Below are 16,723 nucleotides of genomic sequence, written 5' to 3' on the forward strand. Positions count from 1 at the left end.
AAATAAGAGGGGCTTAGGCCCCGCATGGGTGCCTATAGCGCAAAGCGGACGGGAGCGAGAGCTCCCATCCGCAGGTTCTACGATGGATCAGAGCCGCTTCATCTTGCACTCGGCGCTGACCGGAACCGAGGTTTCCTCGGCACTGAGCACCTTGACCGGCTTGAAGCCCATATCCGTCCCGTCGATCTTGTCCTTGGCATCCTTGGACACCATGGAAATGACCAGCGGCAGCTGGACCTGATGGTCGTCCGCGCGCATCGAGAGCGTGCCGAGCGGCCAGTCGACCTTTACGGTTTCAAGCGACTTGACCAGATCGTTGACAGCGACCTTGTCCGCCTTCGGAAGTGCTGCGACGGCTGCGCCCAGCATGTTCAGCGTCAGGACGCTGTTGTTCATGAAGGCGACCGGATCGCGGCCGGCTGCGGCATTGAAGGCCGCACGGTATTTTTCGCCAGCCTCACCGCCCGCTTCGGCGTTGAAGATCTGGGCGTCGTAATTGTGAAGGGCTGCTTCGCCCGCCGCTGCAAGATTGCCCGGCTCGTCGAGGAACATGCCGGCGAAACGCGCCTTCAGGCCCGACGACGATGCAGCCTGGAGAATAAGCTGAAGATCACTGCCGCTGCTGGCGGTGAAGATGGTGTTGGGAGCCTCGGAGCGGGCCTTCTCGATGAAGGGCGAGAAGTCCTTGATCTTGAAGACGTCGTGTCGCGTCGTGCCGGCCACCTTGTAACCGTAGGTCTCGGCATTGTGGGTGGTGGCGGCTTCCATCTCGCGGCCCATCGTGTAGTCGGGCTGGAGCGAGTAGACCTTTTCACCCAGTGAGCCGTCCTCTTTCATGACTTTCGCCAGCGCATTCTGGCGGATGAAGGGCGTGGTGGTGAAATGGAAGGAGTAGAAGCTGCAATCGGCCCCGATGAAGTTGGAGCCTTCGGCGCCAACGATCAGAAGCATTGCCGGGTCGTCGGCGTTGCGCTGGTTCCAGCGCTGGATGTCGGCAAGGTTCTGCGCCGCAAGGGGCGAGGTGCCGGCGCCGACGAAAACGCGTGCGCCATCTGCAATAGCCTGCTTGAACCGGTCCGCCGCACCTTGCGTGGTGCCGGAATCGTCGTAAACGGTGATGTCGATCTTGTTTCCGGTTGCGCCGGCAGCTTCGTTGAAGGGCTGCTGCACGAAATTGATCGTGGGATCGTACATGGCGCCGATAAAGGCCAGCGGCCCGGTCTTCGGCGTCAGAAAGGCTATTTTCACAGGCTCAGCAGCAGCCGTGCCGATGCCTAGAGCAAGGGCAGATGCCGCCGCGGAGATCGCGAGGCGCAAGGATTTCATTGGGGATTCCTCCACTGGATCAAACAAGCCAGGCCGGCTGCGCCGCTGTTTCAGCCGGCAACTACCATCAGCGTGTCCTCAACTTTGCCGACCGGTCTAAGCTCGGCGGCAAGCTATGCAGAGGAGGGCTATATGTCAATAGACTATCTTTTAGGTGTAACCAGGCTAGTTTTGTCAAAACGACCGGATTTGACCTGGTAGCCGGATCGCTATTTGGGGTTGCCCAGCACGGTCAGATAACCCTTCTCGATAGGCTGCGTGAAAAGAACCTGCGGGTTGCTGTCCAGCCTGGTGCCGGTTTCCACAATGACATAGCCGGTTGGATGTCTGCCAAGCCAGTCATCCGCACTGCCTTGAGCTAAAATCTCGAAAGGCTTTTCCATTCGCGCCAGGAACGTCAGTTCTCCCTGATAGCGGCCAGCGAATGCCCACTCTGCGCTCCGGTGTTCGGCGACGTAGGCGGCCAGCGGCTTCAGGTCGTATCGGTCAAACACTGTGAACGCAGCGATTGCCTGTCCGACGCCGACCAAGGCGAGCATGATGACGGCGCCGGTGCGAATGGTCGCGAGCCGGACTGTCGACATGAAGTAGCCGAACAGGAGGATGAGTGGCGGCAGGATCGGCACCAGATAATGCGGCTGCTTGCCCGATATGAGGCTGAAGACGACCAGCACGGCGAGGCACCAGAGGGCCAGAAAACGCAGGATGCGACGGTCCTGCGGTTCGGGTGTGTGTTGCCAGGGCTTGGATCGCCAGAGATCAACCGACAGGATCCACGGCAGGAGGGCGACCGGCAGCAGCAGGAGATAGAAATAGATGGGACGCGCGTGAGCGCCTTCCATCGAGCCCGAGACGCGGCCGGCAGCCTGCCGCCAGACGAGATTGTAGGCGAAATCCACGCCGGTCTGGTAGAAGGCCGGCCCGAGCCAGGCGATGACCGGGAAGAAGGCGACGAGGAGTGCTAGTGCGATGCCGGAAAAGAATTTTCGCGTCGGCAGGTCAGAGGAGGAGTTTCGCCAGAGCGGATACATCAGGATCGGGCTGGCGACGTGAATGAGCACCACCGGCCCCTTGCTCAGCACGCCGAGGCCGATTAACAGCCCGGCGAGAATTGCGTAGCGCAGGCCGCGACCTTTTGCGAAGGCCAGAAGGGCGAGCATGAAAGCGAGGACGAAAAGAGTCAGCAGCAGGTCGAACAGGATCAGGCTGGAATAGATCACGAAAATCGTGCTGCCCAGCATCAGCCATGGCGTTCGTTCCGCTATGCCCTGGGTATTCCGGAACAGCGCTTTTGCCAGTCGCTGCGTCAGGTAGATGACCAGCGAGGAAATGACGAAGATGACGCCGACTGCCGAGAGCCGGCTGACGCCGAAGAGGCTCCAGGCGAGGTCGATCAGCCAGAACAGCAGCGGTGGCTTCTGGAAATAGGGCTCGAAATTCATCGTTGGAACGAAGAAGCTCTGCCGCAGGAACATTTCCCACGAGACCGTCAGGTACCGCGTCTCATCGACCGGCAGCAGCGGGCGCGCGGCAATGGAGACTGCGAAGAAGACGGCAAGCAGCAGATAGGGCAGCGCGCGATCGAGCGGCTTCGAGATCGTCATGAAGCTGAACTGCTCTAGCCGGCCGAAGGTTCGGCAGTTTCGATCTGTGCCGGGCGCCGGCTCAACATGATGTTGCGGGCGTAGATCAGCAGGCCGGTGCCCTGTCCGATGATGAAGACGATGTCGTGCTGATGCACCGCATAGGTGAGAAGCGTTATCCCGCCCAGGATGCTGAAATACCAGAACGCCTGCGGCAGGACGCTGCGGCGTTTGAATTCGGATGCGATCCACTGGACCAGAAAGCGCATGAAGAACAGCGCTTGGCCCACAAGTCCGATGCCTAGCCAGATCGTTGATGTTGTCATTGCGGTTCTGCCTTGCTGATTTCCTGAGGCCTGTAGTCTGTGGGCAATCTGCGGTGGATCAGCCACGCTGCGCCCATGAGATCGACGGCGCCGACGAGGGCACGGTTCCAGAAGCCGTATTTCGAGCGGCCATGAATGCGTGCGCGATGCGAAACCTGGACATGGGCAAGCTCGACGCCGTTGCGAAGCAGCATGGCCGGAAGGAACCGGTGCATGTGATCGAAATAGGGGAGCGCCAGAAAGTCTTCGCGGCGGATCATTTTCAGGCTGCAGCCGGTGTCGCGCGTTCCATCGCTGAGTACCTTTGCGCGCAATTTGTTGGCGAGCACGGAGGATATGCGCCGCAGCCCGCTATCGTTGCGTATGGCGCGTTGCCCGAGGACAGCGATCTTTGCGCCGGGCGAGGCCTTCTCGCGATAGCGGCCGATCAGCAGGGCAATGTCGGCCGGGTCGTTCTGCAAGTCGCCATCCATGAAAACCAGGAGTTGCTGCGTTGCCGCGCGGGCGCCGGACTGGAACGCTGCGGACTGGCCAAGCGGCCGGTCATGGTGGACGACGCGAAGCATCGGAACCTCGGCCATCAGCGCGCGCAGGCACTTGAGCGTGTCGTCCGTGCTGCCGTCATCGACATAGATGATTTCACGGATCGGGCTGAAAGCTGACGCCATCCCGATTTCAGTTATGAGCGCGTGGATGTTTTCGGCCTCGTTCAGGACAGGCACAACAACGGAAATCAAGCGGCTAGTCCTCGAACTGGGTCCATTATGATGAGCGGCATTTGAATGTGCCCTGCGATACGACATCGGCGATGCTGGTGCAGGAACCCTGCGCGGCCAGATGGATGTGGGCTGCTCCGAACGAAAGCAGCAGAAGGCCGAGCGCCAGGACGATCGGCCCGAACAGCAGCAAGACCCTGATGAGATGGGCCTTCCGCCGGGCATATGACGCTTTCGGATCAGCCATGGCTTCCGTCGCTCGTCTTGTTGATCGGCTTGAGGGTCCTGGGATTGAAGTAGGCTTCGAAAGCCTTGCCTTTTTCGTCGACGCCGAAGGCTTCGTAGCAGCCATCGGCCGCCTTGATCGCCCGGATATGCCATCCGCCGGCTTCTAGTTTGGACCGCAGCGCTTCGCGCGGCTGCCAGTCGGCAACAGGCACGTCGCATCTCTCGCCGGCATATGCCGCGACGGTCGCCAGGTTGACGATAAGGCCTGAAATCACGAGGCTCTTCAAAGCTGTCCCATTGAACAATTTCCCGGCTGTCCCTTGGCAGCCAAAGCTGACAGCAACCTGAAAGCAGGCAAAAAATACGGGTGGTTCAACGCTGCGCCGGTTTAATCGTATAAGGGATGACGTGCGTTCACCCGGACCGAAGCCATTCGCATGCGCATACTGCTTATCGAAGACGACAAGGCCATAGGCGGTGCGGTCCGTGACCACGCCGTTGCAGACAGCCACGCGGTGGACTGGGCAACCACGCTTGCAGCGGCGCGCGATCATGCCCGGGCGACGAGCTATGGCCTTATGCTGCTCGATCTCCAGCTGCCGGATGGCGACGGGGTCTCGTTTCTGCGGGACCTGCGCAGAGACGGCGACATTACGCCCGTTATCGTCCTGACGGCGCGCGACCAGATATCCAGCCGTATCGACGGGCTCAATGCAGGTGCCGACGACTATCTCGTCAAGCCGTTCGATCTTGGCGAACTCGCGGCCCGCATTCATGCGGTTGCCCGGCGCTACGGGCAAAGCCCCGAGCCAGCCTTGACCTTTGGGGCACTACAGATAGCGCCTGCCGAAAGGCGGATCGCACGGGATGGCGAGGCGATGGAGCTGACCGCGCGGGAGTGGTCGGTGCTGGACAGCCTTCTGAGCCGAAAGGGTTCGATCGTCTCCAAGGCGCAGATCGAGGATGCGCTCTATGCATTTGGGGCCGAAATTGAGAGCAATGCGGTCGAGGTCTATATCAGCCGCCTGCGCAAGAAGCTCGGCGCCGAATGCATCGTCACCGTGCGCGGCGTCGGCTACAGGTTTTCGGTGTCATGACCCGCCGGCTCATGCTCTGGCTGACGGGCGCCACGATCCTGTTCTGGTTCGCGGCGGCGGGCTTTGGCGCGCTAGTGATGCGCGAGGAATTCGACGAGGTCTTCGACAGCGCGCTTCAGGAGACCGCGCAGCGCCTTTTACCGCTCGTCGTCAACGATGTCTTCCAGCGCGAGCAATCCACCGATCCGTTTCGGATGAACGACAGCGGCACCGAACATGCGGAATATCTGACCTACCAGCTTCGCGACAAAGATGGCCGTGTGCTTCTGCATTCGCACGACGCCCTGCCGGAGCCGCTTGCTGCGCCGTTGAAGCGCGGCTTCTATGACACGCCGACACATCGCATCTATACCGAGGTAGCGGTCAGCGGCACGCTGTTCCTGCAGGTCTCCGATCCTCTGGCGCAGCGCCGCGAAGCGATGCTGGAGGGCGCTCTGACGCTTTTCCTTCCGTTGCTGGCGCTGGTGCCGTTGAGCATGGCTGCGGTCTGGCTTGTCGTGCGTCGCTCCCTGGCGCCGATTCGAACCTTGCGTGACGAAATCGGCGCTCGGGATGGCGGCAATCTATCGCCTGTGGGAACCGTGGGCCTGCCTGCGGAACTGAATACGATCGCCACGTCCGTCGACCGGCTTCTGGAGCGGTTGCGCACATCGCTCGATGCGGAGCGCGAGTTTGCCGCCAACAGCGCGCATGAACTGCGCACGCCGATCGCCGGAGCGCTGGCCCAGACCCAGAGACTGATCGCCGAACTTCCCGAGGGGGCGGCTCGCAAGCGGGCGCGCAACATCGAGAAGGCGCTCGAAAACTTGGCGCATCTGGCCGAAAAGCTGCTTCAGCTGTCTCGCGCGGAGTCGGGCATCGGCGTTTCGGATCGCTCGGTCGATCTGGTTCCCGTCGTGCGCCTTCTCACCGAAGAATTCGAACGAAAACCCGACAATGCCGGGCGCCTGACGCTGGATGTCGAGACGGGCACCAGCCTGACGCGAAAGGTCGACATCGATGCCTTCGCCATCGCCTTGCGCAACCTGATCGAGAACGCCTTGATCCACGGGTCGACGGACAGTCCGGTCAAGGTCGTCGCCGGCAAGAACGGCTCCATCATCGTTTCCAACGGCGGGGCGGTGATACCGCCGAGCGAACTTGCTCAACTCACGACCCGGTTCAAGCGAGGCAAGACGGAAGCCGAAGGTTCCGGCCTCGGTCTGGCAATTGCTGCGACGCTGGTGCGGCGGATGGGCGGAACGCTGGAATTCCGGTCGCCGGCCAGCGATCGGGAAGATGGTTTCGAGGCGACGATACGTTTTTAGGGGATGCACCACTCCGAGCGATAGGCAGAGCTCGGTTCGGGTCGAGCAGCCGTGCGTTATTCCCGTTTGGAACAACGCTCTCGCCGGCGAAATAATCTCTCTTACAGCCGGTAATAGCTCGTGAGGGCGGTTTACTTTCGGTATCGATTCATTGTTATATCCGCGTGGATATATCGATGGGGTGACTGTTCGACCATCCGCGATATGACAGAATTCAAATCCGAACCGGGAGTAGATATCATGTTCACACGCAGACGTTTTGGATTGGCGCTTGCCATCAGCGGCCTTGCCGCAGTGTTCTTTGCGGCAGCACCTGCCGCGCAAGCTGCGGACAACGTTACGGTTTTCGCAGCGGCGAGCCTCAAGAACGCGCTCGACAACATCAACACCGCCTGGCAGGCCGATGCCGGCAAGCAGGCGACCATTTCCTATGCGTCGAGCTCGGCGCTGGCCAAGCAGATCGAGGAGGGTGCGCCAGCTGACGTGTTCATCTCGGCCGACCTGGACTGGATGAAATATCTCTCCGACAAGAAGCTCATCAAAGCCGACACGGAGCTGAAACTGCTCGGCAATCGCATCGTGCTGGTTGCGCCGAAGGATGCGACGACCGAAGCAACCATCGCTCCGAATTTCGACCTCGCCGCACTGCTCGGCGATGGCAAGCTTGCCATGGGCGATGTGAAGGCCGTTCCCGCCGGTAAATACGGCAAGGCCGCACTTGAAAAGCTTGGCGTCTGGGCCTCGGTCGAAGGCAAAGTCGCGCAGGCGGAAAATGTGCGCGCAGCGCTCAAGCTGGTCTCGACGGGCGAGGCCGCTCTCGGCATCGTCTATGCAACGGACGCCGTTGCCGAGCCGGACGTGAAGGTCGTCGGCACTTTCCCGGAAGACTCGCACGCGCCGATCGTCTATCCCGTTGGACTGACAGCGGAATCGAAGAATGCAGACGCCGAGGGCTTCGTGAAATATCTCCAGTCGGCCAAGGCCAAGGAGATGTTCGAGGCGCAGGGCTTTACCTTCCTCGCGCCTGTCGCATCGAACTAAGGGACTTTTCGTAAAGCATGGAATGGCTGGACCTCAGTCCTGAAGAGTGGAATGCGGTCCGGCTTTCCATAAAGGTTGCCACCTGGGCCATGGTGGCAAGTCTGCCACCCGGAATCCTGATCGCGCTGCTTCTGGCGCGTGGAAAGTTCTGGGGCAAATCGATCCTCAACGGCATCGTGCATCTGCCGTTGATAATGCCGCCCGTGGTCACCGGCTATTTGCTGCTTTTGACCTTCGGACGGCGCGGCCCGGCTGGCGCCTTTCTGGCCGAACATTTCGGCATCGTCTTTTCCTTTCGCTGGACGGGTGCAGCACTTGCCTGCGGGGTCATGGGCTTTCCGCTGATGGTACGCGCCATCCGGCTGTCGATTGAAGCCATCGACCGTCGGCTCGAGGCGGCGGCGGGCACGCTTGGCGCCAATCCGGCGTGGGTGTTCCTGACGATCACCCTGCCGCTGACGCTGCCGGGCGTCATTGCCGGCATGATCCTCTCCTTCGCCAAGGCGATGGGCGAGTTCGGTGCGACGATCACCTTCGTCTCCAACATTCCCGGCGAGACGCAAACGCTGCCTTCCGCCATCTATACCTTCACGCAGGTGCCGGGGGGCGATGCCGGCGCGCTGCGCCTGACGCTGGTTTCCATAGTGATTTCCATGGCAGCACTTATAGCCTCAGAGGCACTGTCGCGCAGGCTTGGCCGCAGGATGGATCTCGAATGACGGTCGCGGTCGACATCAGGAATCGCCTTGGCGATTTCTCGCTGGAAGCGCGCTTCGAAAGCGCGGGGCGGCTGACGGCGCTGTTCGGGCCATCGGGCTCGGGCAAGACCTCGCTTGTGAATCTGATCGGCGGACTTTTGCGTCCCGACCAGGGACGCATTGCGGCTGAGGGGAGGGTTTTCGTCGATACGCAGGCGGGTGTGTTCGTGCCCAAGCACAAGCGGCGCATCGGTTATGTATTCCAGGAGCCTCGGCTTTTCCCGCATCTCAATGTGCGCAGCAACTTGTCCTACGGCCGCTGGTTCACGCCGAAGGGTGAGCGGCATGATGATATGGGCCGCGTGGTGGAACTGCTCGGCATCGGGCATCTGCTCGACCGGCGCCCGAGCCATCTCTCCGGGGGCGAGAAGCAGCGCGTTGCAATCGGCCGGGCGCTGCTGGCAAGCCCCAAGCTGCTGTTGATGGATGAGCCGCTGGCCGCACTCGACGATGCGCGCAAGGCCGAGATCATGCCTTATATCGAACGGCTGCGCGACGAGACGAAAACGCCGATCGTCTATGTCACCCACTCGATTGCCGAGGTGGCGCGGCTGGCGAGCGATGTCGTCGTCATGGCCGGCGGCAAGGTGGCCGCATCGGGCCCTGCGGCCGAGATCATGCAGCGGCTCGACCTTCTTTCCGAGGAGGAAATCGGCGAAGGCGGTTCCGTGGTCGATATGACCGTCTCTGCCCATGATGAAAGCTTCGGGATGTCGGTTTTGCAGTCGGCTGCTGGTGAGATTCGCGTTTCCGGGCTTGGGACGCCCGTCGGTGCATCGGTTCGCGTTCGGATAAGGGCGCGCGACGTGATTATCGCCACCGAGCGGCCTCGGGGCTTGAGCGCGCTCAACATCCTGTCGGGCAAGATCGCCAGCATAAGCTCGGGCAACGGCACGCTGGCAGATGTGCTGATCGATTGCAGCGGCCAGACCATTCTGGCGCGCATCACCCGGCAGTCGTGTCATGCTCTTGCGCTTGAGGCTGGCAAGCCGGTCTTTGCCGTGGTGAAGACCGTCAGTTTCGACAGGGCCAATACGATGTCCGGCGTCAAGCCGGTGTGAATTATGGGAATCGGCTATGTTCGCAATGACATAGCGACACGGGCAGGCTAGAACACTGCAAATGACGGCGCGCCAAGCGCGTGAGCATCAGGAACGACGACCATGCCATCGCTTAGCCTGCGTATAAATCTTGACCCCGACGGTCGCATCGGACCGGGCAAGATCGAATTGCTGGAACAGATCGCCGCCTTCGGATCGATCTCGGCGGCCGCACGCGGCATGAAGATGTCCTACAAGCACGCCTGGGATCTGGTCGAAGAGATGAACAAGCTGTTCGGCAAACCGGTCGTCTCGGCGCAGACCGGTGGAAAACGCGGCGGCGGGGCGCAATTGACACCGGTCGGCCTTGCAGTGGTGAGCCGGTTCCGCGCCATCGAGCGCGCCGCTACGGCCGCTGCCCAGCAACACATGGTTGCGCTGCAAGCTGAAATCGAGGCTGGCTGAAGCGGCGATCGCCGGCCCTTGTTTGGGTGGGACGATACTGCTTCGCATCTGCCTGCCGGCACCTTCCCCCGTCCTTTACGGACTGAGGGACATATTATGGCTCAAATATGCAGCGCGTGGCCGAGCGCCTTGAGTGCTGCTTCCTGAAAACCTTCGCCCTGCGTCGGATGGGCGTGGATGGTGCCGGCAATGTCTTCCAGCCGCGCGCCCATCTCGATCGCCAGCCCGAAAGCAGTGGAAAGCTCGGACACGCCGTGGCCGACAGCCTGGATGCCGAGCACCAGATGATTGTCGGCGCGCGCCACCACGCGGACGAAACCGTCCTCGCCGAGCATGGTCATGGCGCGGCCATTGGCGGCGAAGGGAAACTGGCCGATCTTGATCTCGCGGCCCTGGGCCCGCGCTTCGTCCGGCGACAGGCCAGCGGTGACGATTTCCGGGTCGGTGAAGCAGACGGCGGGAATGCAGCGCTTGTCCCATGAGCGCTTGTTGCCGGCAACGATCTCGGCCACCATTTCGCCCTGCGCCATGGCCCGGTGCGCCAGCATCGGCTCGCCGGTGACGTCGCCGATGGCATAGACGCCGCGCATCGAAGTGCGGCACTGGTCGTCTATGCGCAGGAACTTGCCGGCGCGGTCGAGATCGATTTCTTCCAGCCCCCAGCCGTCCATGACCGGCTTGCGACCGACGGTGACGAGTATCTTGTCCGCGGGCAGTTTTTGCTCGTCGCTGCCTGACGTCTCGATGACCAGGGCATCGCCTTTCGATGAAAGGCCCTTGGCTTTTGCACCTGTCAGCACGGTGACGCCGAGTTCGCCGAGCCGCTTGGAAACAGGCCGCGTCAGCTCGGAATCATATTGTGGCAGGATGCGGGCTTCGGCCTCGACCACCGTGACCCTCGAGCCGAGCTTGGCGAAGGCGATACCCAATTCCAGCCCGATATAGCCGCCGCCGACCACGACGAGCTTTTCCGGCAGCTTGGTCAGAGCGAGCGCGTCGGTGGAGGAAATGACCGGGCCGCCGAAGGGCAGGAACGGCAGTTCGACCGGGGCCGAACCCGTCGCGATCACCACCGTCTCGGCGCGAATGATCTGCGTGCCGGTTTCGGTCTCGACCTCGACCGTCTTGCCATCGCGGAATTTCGCGCGGCCATGCACGATCTTGACCTTGGCCTTCTTCAACAGACCCGTGACGCCGCTGTTGAGGCGGCCGACGATGCCGTTCTTCCAGGCGATGGTCTTGGCGAGGTCGAGCTTCGGCGCCTCGACAGTGATGCCGAGCGGGCTTTTGGCACCCGCCATATGCGAGACCTTCTCGAATTCCTCGGCTGCATGGATGATCGCCTTGGACGGGATGCAGCCGACATTGAGGCAGGTGCCGCCGGGCTTTTCCGCTTCGACGATGACCGTATCGACGCCGAGCTGGCCGGCGCGGATGGCGCAGACATAGCCGCCCGGACCCGCGCCGATGACCAGAAGCTTGCAGGAAATGTCTTTCATCAGCTCAGCTTTCGATAAAGATCATGGCAGGCGTCTCCAGCAGTGTCTTGATGCGCTGGATGAAGACGGCGGCGTCCCAGCCATCGACCACGCGATGGTCGAAGCTGGATGACAGGTTCATCATCTTGCGCGGCAGGAACTGCGTGCCGTCCCACATCGGGCGGACCATTATCTTGTTGACGCCGACGATCGCCACTTCCGGGTGGTTGATGACGGGCGTGGTGGCAATGCCGCCCATCGCGCCGAGCGAGGTGATGGTGATGGTCGAGCCGGAAAGCTCCTCGCGTGTCGCCGTACCGGTTTTGGCGGCGTCGGCAAGGCGGTTGACCTCCGCGCCGCAATCCCAGATGTCGCGCGCTTCGGCATGGCGCACCACCGGTACCATCAGGCCGCCGGGCGTCTGGGCCGCGATGCCGATGTGGACGCCGCCATATTGATGCACGATGCCGGCTTCGTCGTCGAAGATCGCGTTGACATTGGGCTGGTCGGCGATGGCCCTGACCATCGCCCGCATCAGGAAGGGCAGCAGCGTCAGCTTCGGCTGGTCGGGGCGCTTGGCCTTGTTGAGGGCGGCGCGCAAATCTTCCAGCGCGGTAACGTCGATCTCCTCGACATAGGTGATGTGCGGAATGCGCGATTTCGCAACCGACATCTTCTCCGCGATTTTTCTGCGCAGGCCGACGATCTTGATGTCCTCGACGGCGGTGTTTTGAGCGAGGCCGCGTGTGGTGGCAGGCGCGGTTTGCGGGCCGCGGGCGATGAAGGCGTCGATATCCTCGTGACTGATGCGTCCAGCCGGGCCGGTGCCGGGTATCTGGCGCAGATCGAGCCCGGCTTCCTTGGCGCGCAATCGCACGGCGGGTGAGGCGACCGGCCTTTCGCCTTCGGCGCGGGGAGCGCCGGAGGATAGTGGGCGGGCGGGAGAGGGAGCCGGAGCTTTGACGGGTGCAGCGGAAGCAGCCGGCTTTGCAGGCACGCTTGTGGCCTTTTCCGCCGGCTTTTCAGCTTTTGATGCATCCGCCGAAACGGGCTCGGGTTGCTTTTCCTCAGGCTTGGCGGTGGTGTCCGCAGCATCGTCCGCCTTATCAGCACCGCCCTCGATCTTCAGCCGGATCAGCGGCGAGCCGACGGCGACGACATCGCCGATTTCGGCGCCCAGCCAGATGATCTCGCCATCGACAGGCGAGGGGATTTCGACGGTGGCCTTGTCGGTCATGACGGCGGCCAGCAGCGTATCCTCGCGCACGAGGTCGCCGATCTTGACGTGCCATTCGACAAGCTCGGCCTCGGCCACGCCTTCGCCGACATCGGGAAGCTTGATGACATGTTCACCCATGATCAGGCCTCCATGGTTTCGCGAAGGGCCTGCCCGAGACGGGCGGGACCGGGGAAATAGTCCCATTCCTGCGCATGCGGGTAGGGCGTATCCCAGCCGGTGACGCGGGCAACGGGCGCTTCGAGGTGGTAGAAACAATGCTGCTGGACGAGGGCTGCCAGTTCCGCGCCGAAGCCGGAAGTCAGCGTCGCCTCATGCACGACGACGCAACGGCCGGTCTTCTTCACAGAAGCGATGATGGTGTCGAGGTCGAGTGGCAAGAGCGTGCGCAGGTCGATGATCTCGGCATCGATGCCGGTCTCTTCCGCTGCGGCTTCGGCGACATAGACCATGGTGCCATAGGCGAGGATCGTTATCGCCGTGCCTTCGCGGCGGATCGATGCCTTGCCCAGTGGCACGGTGAAATGGCCCTCGGGCACCTCGCCGAGCGGGTGTTTTGACCAGGGCGTCACCGGGCGCTCGTGATGGCCGTCGAACGGGCCGTTGTAGAGGCGCTTGGGCTCCAGGAAAATCACCGGGTCAGGGTCTTCGATGGAAGCGATGAGCAATCCCTTGGCGTCGTGCGGGTTCGACGGCACCACGACCTTCAGGCCGGAGACGTGTGTGAAAAGCGCTTCCGGGCTCTGGCTGTGGGTCTGGCCGCCGAAAATGCCGCCGCCGGTTGGCATGCGGATGACGATGGGGCAGGTGAACTCGCCGTTGGAGCGGTAGCGCAGGCGCGCAGCCTCCGAGACGATCTGGTCATAGGCCGGATAGACATAGTCGGCGAACTGAACTTCCACGCAGGGCTTCAGACCGTAGGCGGCCATGCCGATGGCAGCACCCACAATGCCGAGCTCGCTGATCGGCGCGTCGAAACAGCGGGTGCGGCCATATTTCTGCTGGAGGCCTTGGGTGCAGCGGAAAACGCCGCCGAAATAGCCGACATCCTCGCCGAAGACGACGACATCGTCGTCCTTGTCCATCGATACGTCCATGGCGCCGCGGATCGCCTCGATCATGGTCATTCTGGGCATGATCAGACCCCCGCCTGCTGGCGCTGACGCCTGAGATGCGGCGGCATCTCAGCATAGACGCCTTCGAACATGTCACGCGTGGAAGGCTTGCCGCCGGCATGCAGCGTGCCGTGGCTTTCGGCTTCCTTCTGCGCGGTGATGACAGTGTCGAGGATCTCGGCCTCGGCCTGCTTGTGGCGCTCGTCGGACCATACTCCTCGCAGGATGAGATGGTTCTTCAGCCTTATCACGGGGTCGCCCAGCGGCCATGCGTCGGACTCAGTCTTGGGCCGGTACGCGGAAGGGTCGTCCGAGGTCGAATGCGCGCCGACGCGGTAGGTGACATATTCGACCAGCGTCGGGCCGAGATTGCGGCGGGCGCGTTCGGTTGCCCATTTGGCGACCGCGTGGACGGCGAGATAGTCATTGCCGTCGACGCGCAGGGCCGGAATGCCGAAGCCGAGGCCGCGCGCAGCGAATGTGCCGGAGCCGCCGCGGGCAATGCCCTGGAAGGTCGAGATCGCCCACTGATTGTTGACGATGTTGAGCACGACCGGGGCCTTGTAGGTGGAGGCGAAGACGAGAGCGGCGTGGAAGTCGCTCTCGGCGGTCGCGCCATCGCCGACCCAGGCGGCGGCAATCTTGGTGTCGTTCTTGATGGCCGAGGCCATCGCCCAACCGACAGCCTGGATATATTGCGTCGTCAGATTGCCTGAGATGGAGAAGAAGCCATGCTCCTTCGACGCATACATCACCGGCAGTTGCCGGCCCTTCAGCGGGTCGTGTTCGTTGGAATAGATCTGGTTCATCATCTCGACCATGGGATAGCCGCCGGCGATCAGCAGGCCGGCCTGGCGGTAGGTCGGGAAATTCATGTCGCCCTGGTTGAGCGCCTTGCGGAAAGCGCAGCTCACCGCTTCCTCGCCCATGTGCTGCATGTAGAAGGAGGTCTTACCCTGCCGCTGCGCCATCTGCATGCGGGTGTCGAAGGCGCGCAGCGTCATCATGTGGCGCAGGCCTTCGGCAAGCTCCTCATCGGTCAGCGTGCCGGCCCACGGTCCGACGGCTTCGCCTTCGCGGTTGAGCACGCGGATGATCGAATAGGCGAGGTCGCGGATCGATTTCGGATCGGCATCCACCTCAGGGCGCGGCACCGAGCCGGCCTTGGGTATCGGCACGTTGGAGAAGTCTGGCGTGCCGCCGGGGCGTACCTCCGGCTCGGGCACATGCAGGCTAAGCGGGCTGCCTTCGGTCATGCCTTGTTCCTCCCGGCTTCAATCCGAAGCCAATTACATTCGGTAGCCATGGTCAAGTTCGCGAACATGCCGTGGCTCGGTTGCGTCATAGCGGCAGCGCCGTGGTCGACTTGATCTCGGAAAGCGAGACGATGGAGTTCACTTCCTGGATGCCGGGCAGGCTGCTGAGTTTTTCGAAGAAGAAAGATTGATAGGCGTCGTTGTCGGCGGCGACGACGCGGATCAGGAAGTCGAACGTGCCCATCAGCACGTGGCATTCCAGCACCTCGTCATAGGAGCGGATGGCATTGGCGAAATCCTCGAGATTTTGCCGGCCGTGCATGGTGAGCTTCACCAGCGCGAAGATCTGCGCGTTCAGCCCGACCTTACGGCGATCGATGATGGCGACCTGCCGGGTAATATAGCCCTCGTCCTTCAGCCGCTGGATGCGCCGCCAGCATGGCGACTGCGACATGCCGACCATGTCGGCGATCTCGGCCGTGGAACGCGAAGCATCCTCCTGCATCAGCAGCAGGATGCGACGGTCGAGCGGGTCGAGATCGTTCGGCATAGATCAACCGTATGTCGAGGCTGTTGAGCATTATTAATGTCACGATTTTTGATAATAGCAATATATTAGGCAGAAAATTTCCTAATTGCGCAGCTACTATTCTCCTAATGGGAATTGGGAGATTCAAATGACCGAGACTTTCACCACAGGCAGCGCGTCGGCCGAAAAGGTCAGCTTCTTCGATGATCCGGCAACCGGGTTGCACGCAATCATCGTCATTCATTCGACCGCACTTGGGCCTGCCGCTGGTGGCTGCCGGTTCTGGTCCTATGCACAGAAGGATGATGCAATCGCCGACGCCTCGCGTCTGGCCGAGGGCATGACCTACAAGAACGCGCTGGCCGGCCTGCCCTTCGGCGGCGGCAAGGCCGTCATCATGCGCCCGGAAGGCGAATTCGACCGGGAAGCTCTCTTCAAGGCATTCGGCAGGGCGGTGGACAGCCTGGGCGGGAATTACATCACGGCCGAGGATGTCGGCACGCATGTCTCCGACATGCAGGCGGTGCGCAGCGTAACCCGTCATGTCGCCGGCCTGCCTTCGGATGGCAGCCATGCCGGTGGCGATCCCTCGCCGTGGACGGCGCTCGGCGTGTTTCTTTCGCTGCGCCATGCGGTCGAGCGCCGGTTGGGCGGAAAGCTTGCCGGCAGGACAGTGGCCGTGCAGGGCGTCGGCAATGTCGGCATGGAGCTTTGCCGCCTGCTGCACCAGGATGGTGCGCATCTTGTGGTGGCCGACGGCTCGGCCGAGCGTGCCGCCAAGGCGGCGCATCTTTACGGGGCCGTGGTCGTCAGACCCGAGGATGTGCTCTCGGCAGATGTCGATGTGGTCGCACCTTGCGCCCTGGGCGCGGTGCTCAACGAGCGTTCCATCGAAAACCTGAAAGCCAAAGTGGTCTGCGGCGCGGCCAACAACCAGCTTGCGGTGCCGGAAGACGGCCGGCGGCTGGCTGGGCGCGGCATCCTCTATGCGCCGGACTATCTGGTGAATGCCGGTGGCATCATCAACGTCGTGGCCGAGAAGATGGGCGAGGCAAGTGCTGCGGTCGATGAGCGCGTGTGCCGCATTCCCGAGCGGCTGGCTGCGGTTCTCGATGCAGCCGAGGCGAGCGGCGAAGGCCCGAACTTCGTGGCCGATGCCATGGCGCGCGCGATCGTTGCCGACGCACGTCCGCAGGCGAGGCGGGTGGCGTAGCGCTGACG

General features: G+C 62.3%; 18 protein-coding genes. 7 read left to right on the forward strand and 11 right to left on the reverse strand.

Annotated elements, in window-relative coordinates:
* Positions 1-87: 87 nt before the first annotated feature.
* From DZG07_RS09395 to DZG07_RS24190, 6 genes are all read right to left on the reverse strand, one after another.
* Positions 88-1,326 (reverse strand): branched-chain amino acid ABC transporter substrate-binding protein, encoded by a 1,239-nt coding sequence (locus DZG07_RS09395; protein ID WP_119816321.1) that lies wholly within the window; start codon positions 1,324-1,326, stop codon positions 88-90.
* Between the two features lie 209 nt (positions 1,327-1,535).
* On the reverse strand, positions 1,536-2,930 hold the full coding sequence (locus tag DZG07_RS09400) for a glycosyltransferase family 39 protein (RefSeq protein ID WP_119816324.1): 1,395 nt from the start codon (positions 2,928-2,930) through the stop codon (positions 1,536-1,538).
* A gap of 14 nt (positions 2,931-2,944) precedes the next feature.
* Positions 2,945-3,235, reverse strand: coding sequence for a lipid-A-disaccharide synthase N-terminal domain-containing protein (locus tag DZG07_RS09405; RefSeq protein ID WP_091913034.1), 291 nt, complete (start codon positions 3,233-3,235; stop codon positions 2,945-2,947).
* Complete coding sequence (locus DZG07_RS09410) at positions 3,232-4,038, reverse strand: glycosyltransferase family 2 protein (protein WP_119816327.1); 807 nt, start codon at positions 4,036-4,038, stop codon at positions 3,232-3,234. The genes DZG07_RS09405 and DZG07_RS09410 overlap by 4 nt, the downstream gene beginning before the upstream one ends.
* Entirely contained in the window at positions 3,998-4,198 is a 201-nt protein-coding gene (locus tag DZG07_RS23800; protein WP_119920261.1) for a hypothetical protein, read from the reverse strand. The genes DZG07_RS09410 and DZG07_RS23800 overlap by 41 nt, the downstream gene beginning before the upstream one ends.
* Positions 4,191-4,454, reverse strand: a complete 264-nt coding sequence (locus DZG07_RS24190) for a PepSY domain-containing protein (protein WP_348272898.1) — start codon at positions 4,452-4,454, stop codon at positions 4,191-4,193. Before DZG07_RS24190 ends, DZG07_RS23800 begins: the two co-directional genes overlap by 8 nt.
* A 162-nt stretch (positions 4,455-4,616) precedes the next feature.
* Between DZG07_RS24190 and DZG07_RS09420 the strand changes: the two genes are divergently transcribed.
* The 6 genes from DZG07_RS09420 to DZG07_RS09445 all read left to right on the forward strand — a co-directional run bounded on the left by DZG07_RS09420 (position 4,617) and on the right by DZG07_RS09445 (position 9,887).
* Positions 4,617-5,276 carry a response regulator transcription factor gene (locus DZG07_RS09420; RefSeq protein WP_119816330.1) on the forward strand — a complete coding sequence of 220 codons (660 nt, stop codon included), beginning with the start codon at positions 4,617-4,619 and terminating at the stop codon, positions 5,274-5,276.
* Complete coding sequence (locus DZG07_RS09425) at positions 5,273-6,583, forward strand: ATP-binding protein (RefSeq protein WP_119816333.1); 1,311 nt, start codon at positions 5,273-5,275, stop codon at positions 6,581-6,583. Before DZG07_RS09420 ends, DZG07_RS09425 begins: the two co-directional genes overlap by 4 nt.
* Before the next feature lie 240 nt (positions 6,584-6,823).
* Positions 6,824-7,624: a molybdate ABC transporter substrate-binding protein gene (gene modA, locus DZG07_RS09430; RefSeq protein ID WP_119816336.1), complete on the forward strand. Its 801-nt coding sequence runs from the start codon at positions 6,824-6,826 to the stop codon at positions 7,622-7,624.
* 17 nt (positions 7,625-7,641) lie between these two features.
* Positions 7,642-8,343: a molybdate ABC transporter permease subunit gene (modB, locus tag DZG07_RS09435; RefSeq protein ID WP_119816339.1), complete on the forward strand. Its 702-nt coding sequence runs from the start codon at positions 7,642-7,644 to the stop codon at positions 8,341-8,343.
* Positions 8,340-9,443 (forward strand): molybdenum ABC transporter ATP-binding protein, encoded by a 1,104-nt coding sequence (gene modC, locus DZG07_RS09440; protein ID WP_119816342.1) that lies wholly within the window; start codon positions 8,340-8,342, stop codon positions 9,441-9,443. Before modB ends, modC begins: the two co-directional genes overlap by 4 nt.
* A gap of 102 nt (positions 9,444-9,545) precedes the next feature.
* Positions 9,546-9,887 carry a winged helix-turn-helix domain-containing protein gene (locus DZG07_RS09445; protein WP_091913021.1) on the forward strand — a complete coding sequence of 114 codons (342 nt, stop codon included), beginning with the start codon at positions 9,546-9,548 and terminating at the stop codon, positions 9,885-9,887.
* Positions 9,888-9,988: 101 nt separating this feature from the next.
* Here the strand turns inward: DZG07_RS09445 and lpdA are convergent, their stop codons facing one another.
* From lpdA to DZG07_RS09470, 5 genes are all read right to left on the reverse strand, one after another.
* The gene (lpdA, locus tag DZG07_RS09450) at positions 9,989-11,386 is read right to left on the reverse strand and encodes a dihydrolipoyl dehydrogenase (RefSeq protein ID WP_119816345.1); all 1,398 of its coding nucleotides are present in this window, start codon (positions 11,384-11,386) and stop codon (positions 9,989-9,991) included.
* Between the two features lie 4 nt (positions 11,387-11,390).
* Positions 11,391-12,722, reverse strand: a complete 1,332-nt coding sequence (locus DZG07_RS09455) for a dihydrolipoamide acetyltransferase family protein (protein WP_119816348.1) — start codon at positions 12,720-12,722, stop codon at positions 11,391-11,393.
* 2 nt (positions 12,723-12,724) lie between these two features.
* Positions 12,725-13,738 carry an alpha-ketoacid dehydrogenase subunit beta gene (locus DZG07_RS09460; RefSeq protein WP_119816351.1) on the reverse strand — a complete coding sequence of 338 codons (1,014 nt, stop codon included), beginning with the start codon at positions 13,736-13,738 and terminating at the stop codon, positions 12,725-12,727.
* Positions 13,739-13,740: 2 nt separating this feature from the next.
* Positions 13,741-14,973 carry a 3-methyl-2-oxobutanoate dehydrogenase (2-methylpropanoyl-transferring) subunit alpha gene (locus DZG07_RS09465; protein ID WP_091913013.1) on the reverse strand — a complete coding sequence of 411 codons (1,233 nt, stop codon included), beginning with the start codon at positions 14,971-14,973 and terminating at the stop codon, positions 13,741-13,743.
* An 85-nt stretch (positions 14,974-15,058) separates the two neighbouring features.
* The gene (locus tag DZG07_RS09470) at positions 15,059-15,523 is read right to left on the reverse strand and encodes an Lrp/AsnC family transcriptional regulator (protein ID WP_119816354.1); all 465 of its coding nucleotides are present in this window, start codon (positions 15,521-15,523) and stop codon (positions 15,059-15,061) included.
* Between the two features lie 127 nt (positions 15,524-15,650).
* Between DZG07_RS09470 and DZG07_RS09475 the strand changes: the two genes are divergently transcribed.
* Positions 15,651-16,715: a Glu/Leu/Phe/Val dehydrogenase dimerization domain-containing protein gene (locus tag DZG07_RS09475; RefSeq protein WP_119816357.1), complete on the forward strand. Its 1,065-nt coding sequence runs from the start codon at positions 15,651-15,653 to the stop codon at positions 16,713-16,715.
* The last annotated feature ends 8 nt before the right edge of the window (positions 16,716-16,723 follow it).

The organism is Mesorhizobium sp. DCY119 (assembly GCF_003590645.1).
Classification (GTDB): domain Bacteria; phylum Pseudomonadota; class Alphaproteobacteria; order Rhizobiales; family Rhizobiaceae; genus Mesorhizobium_M.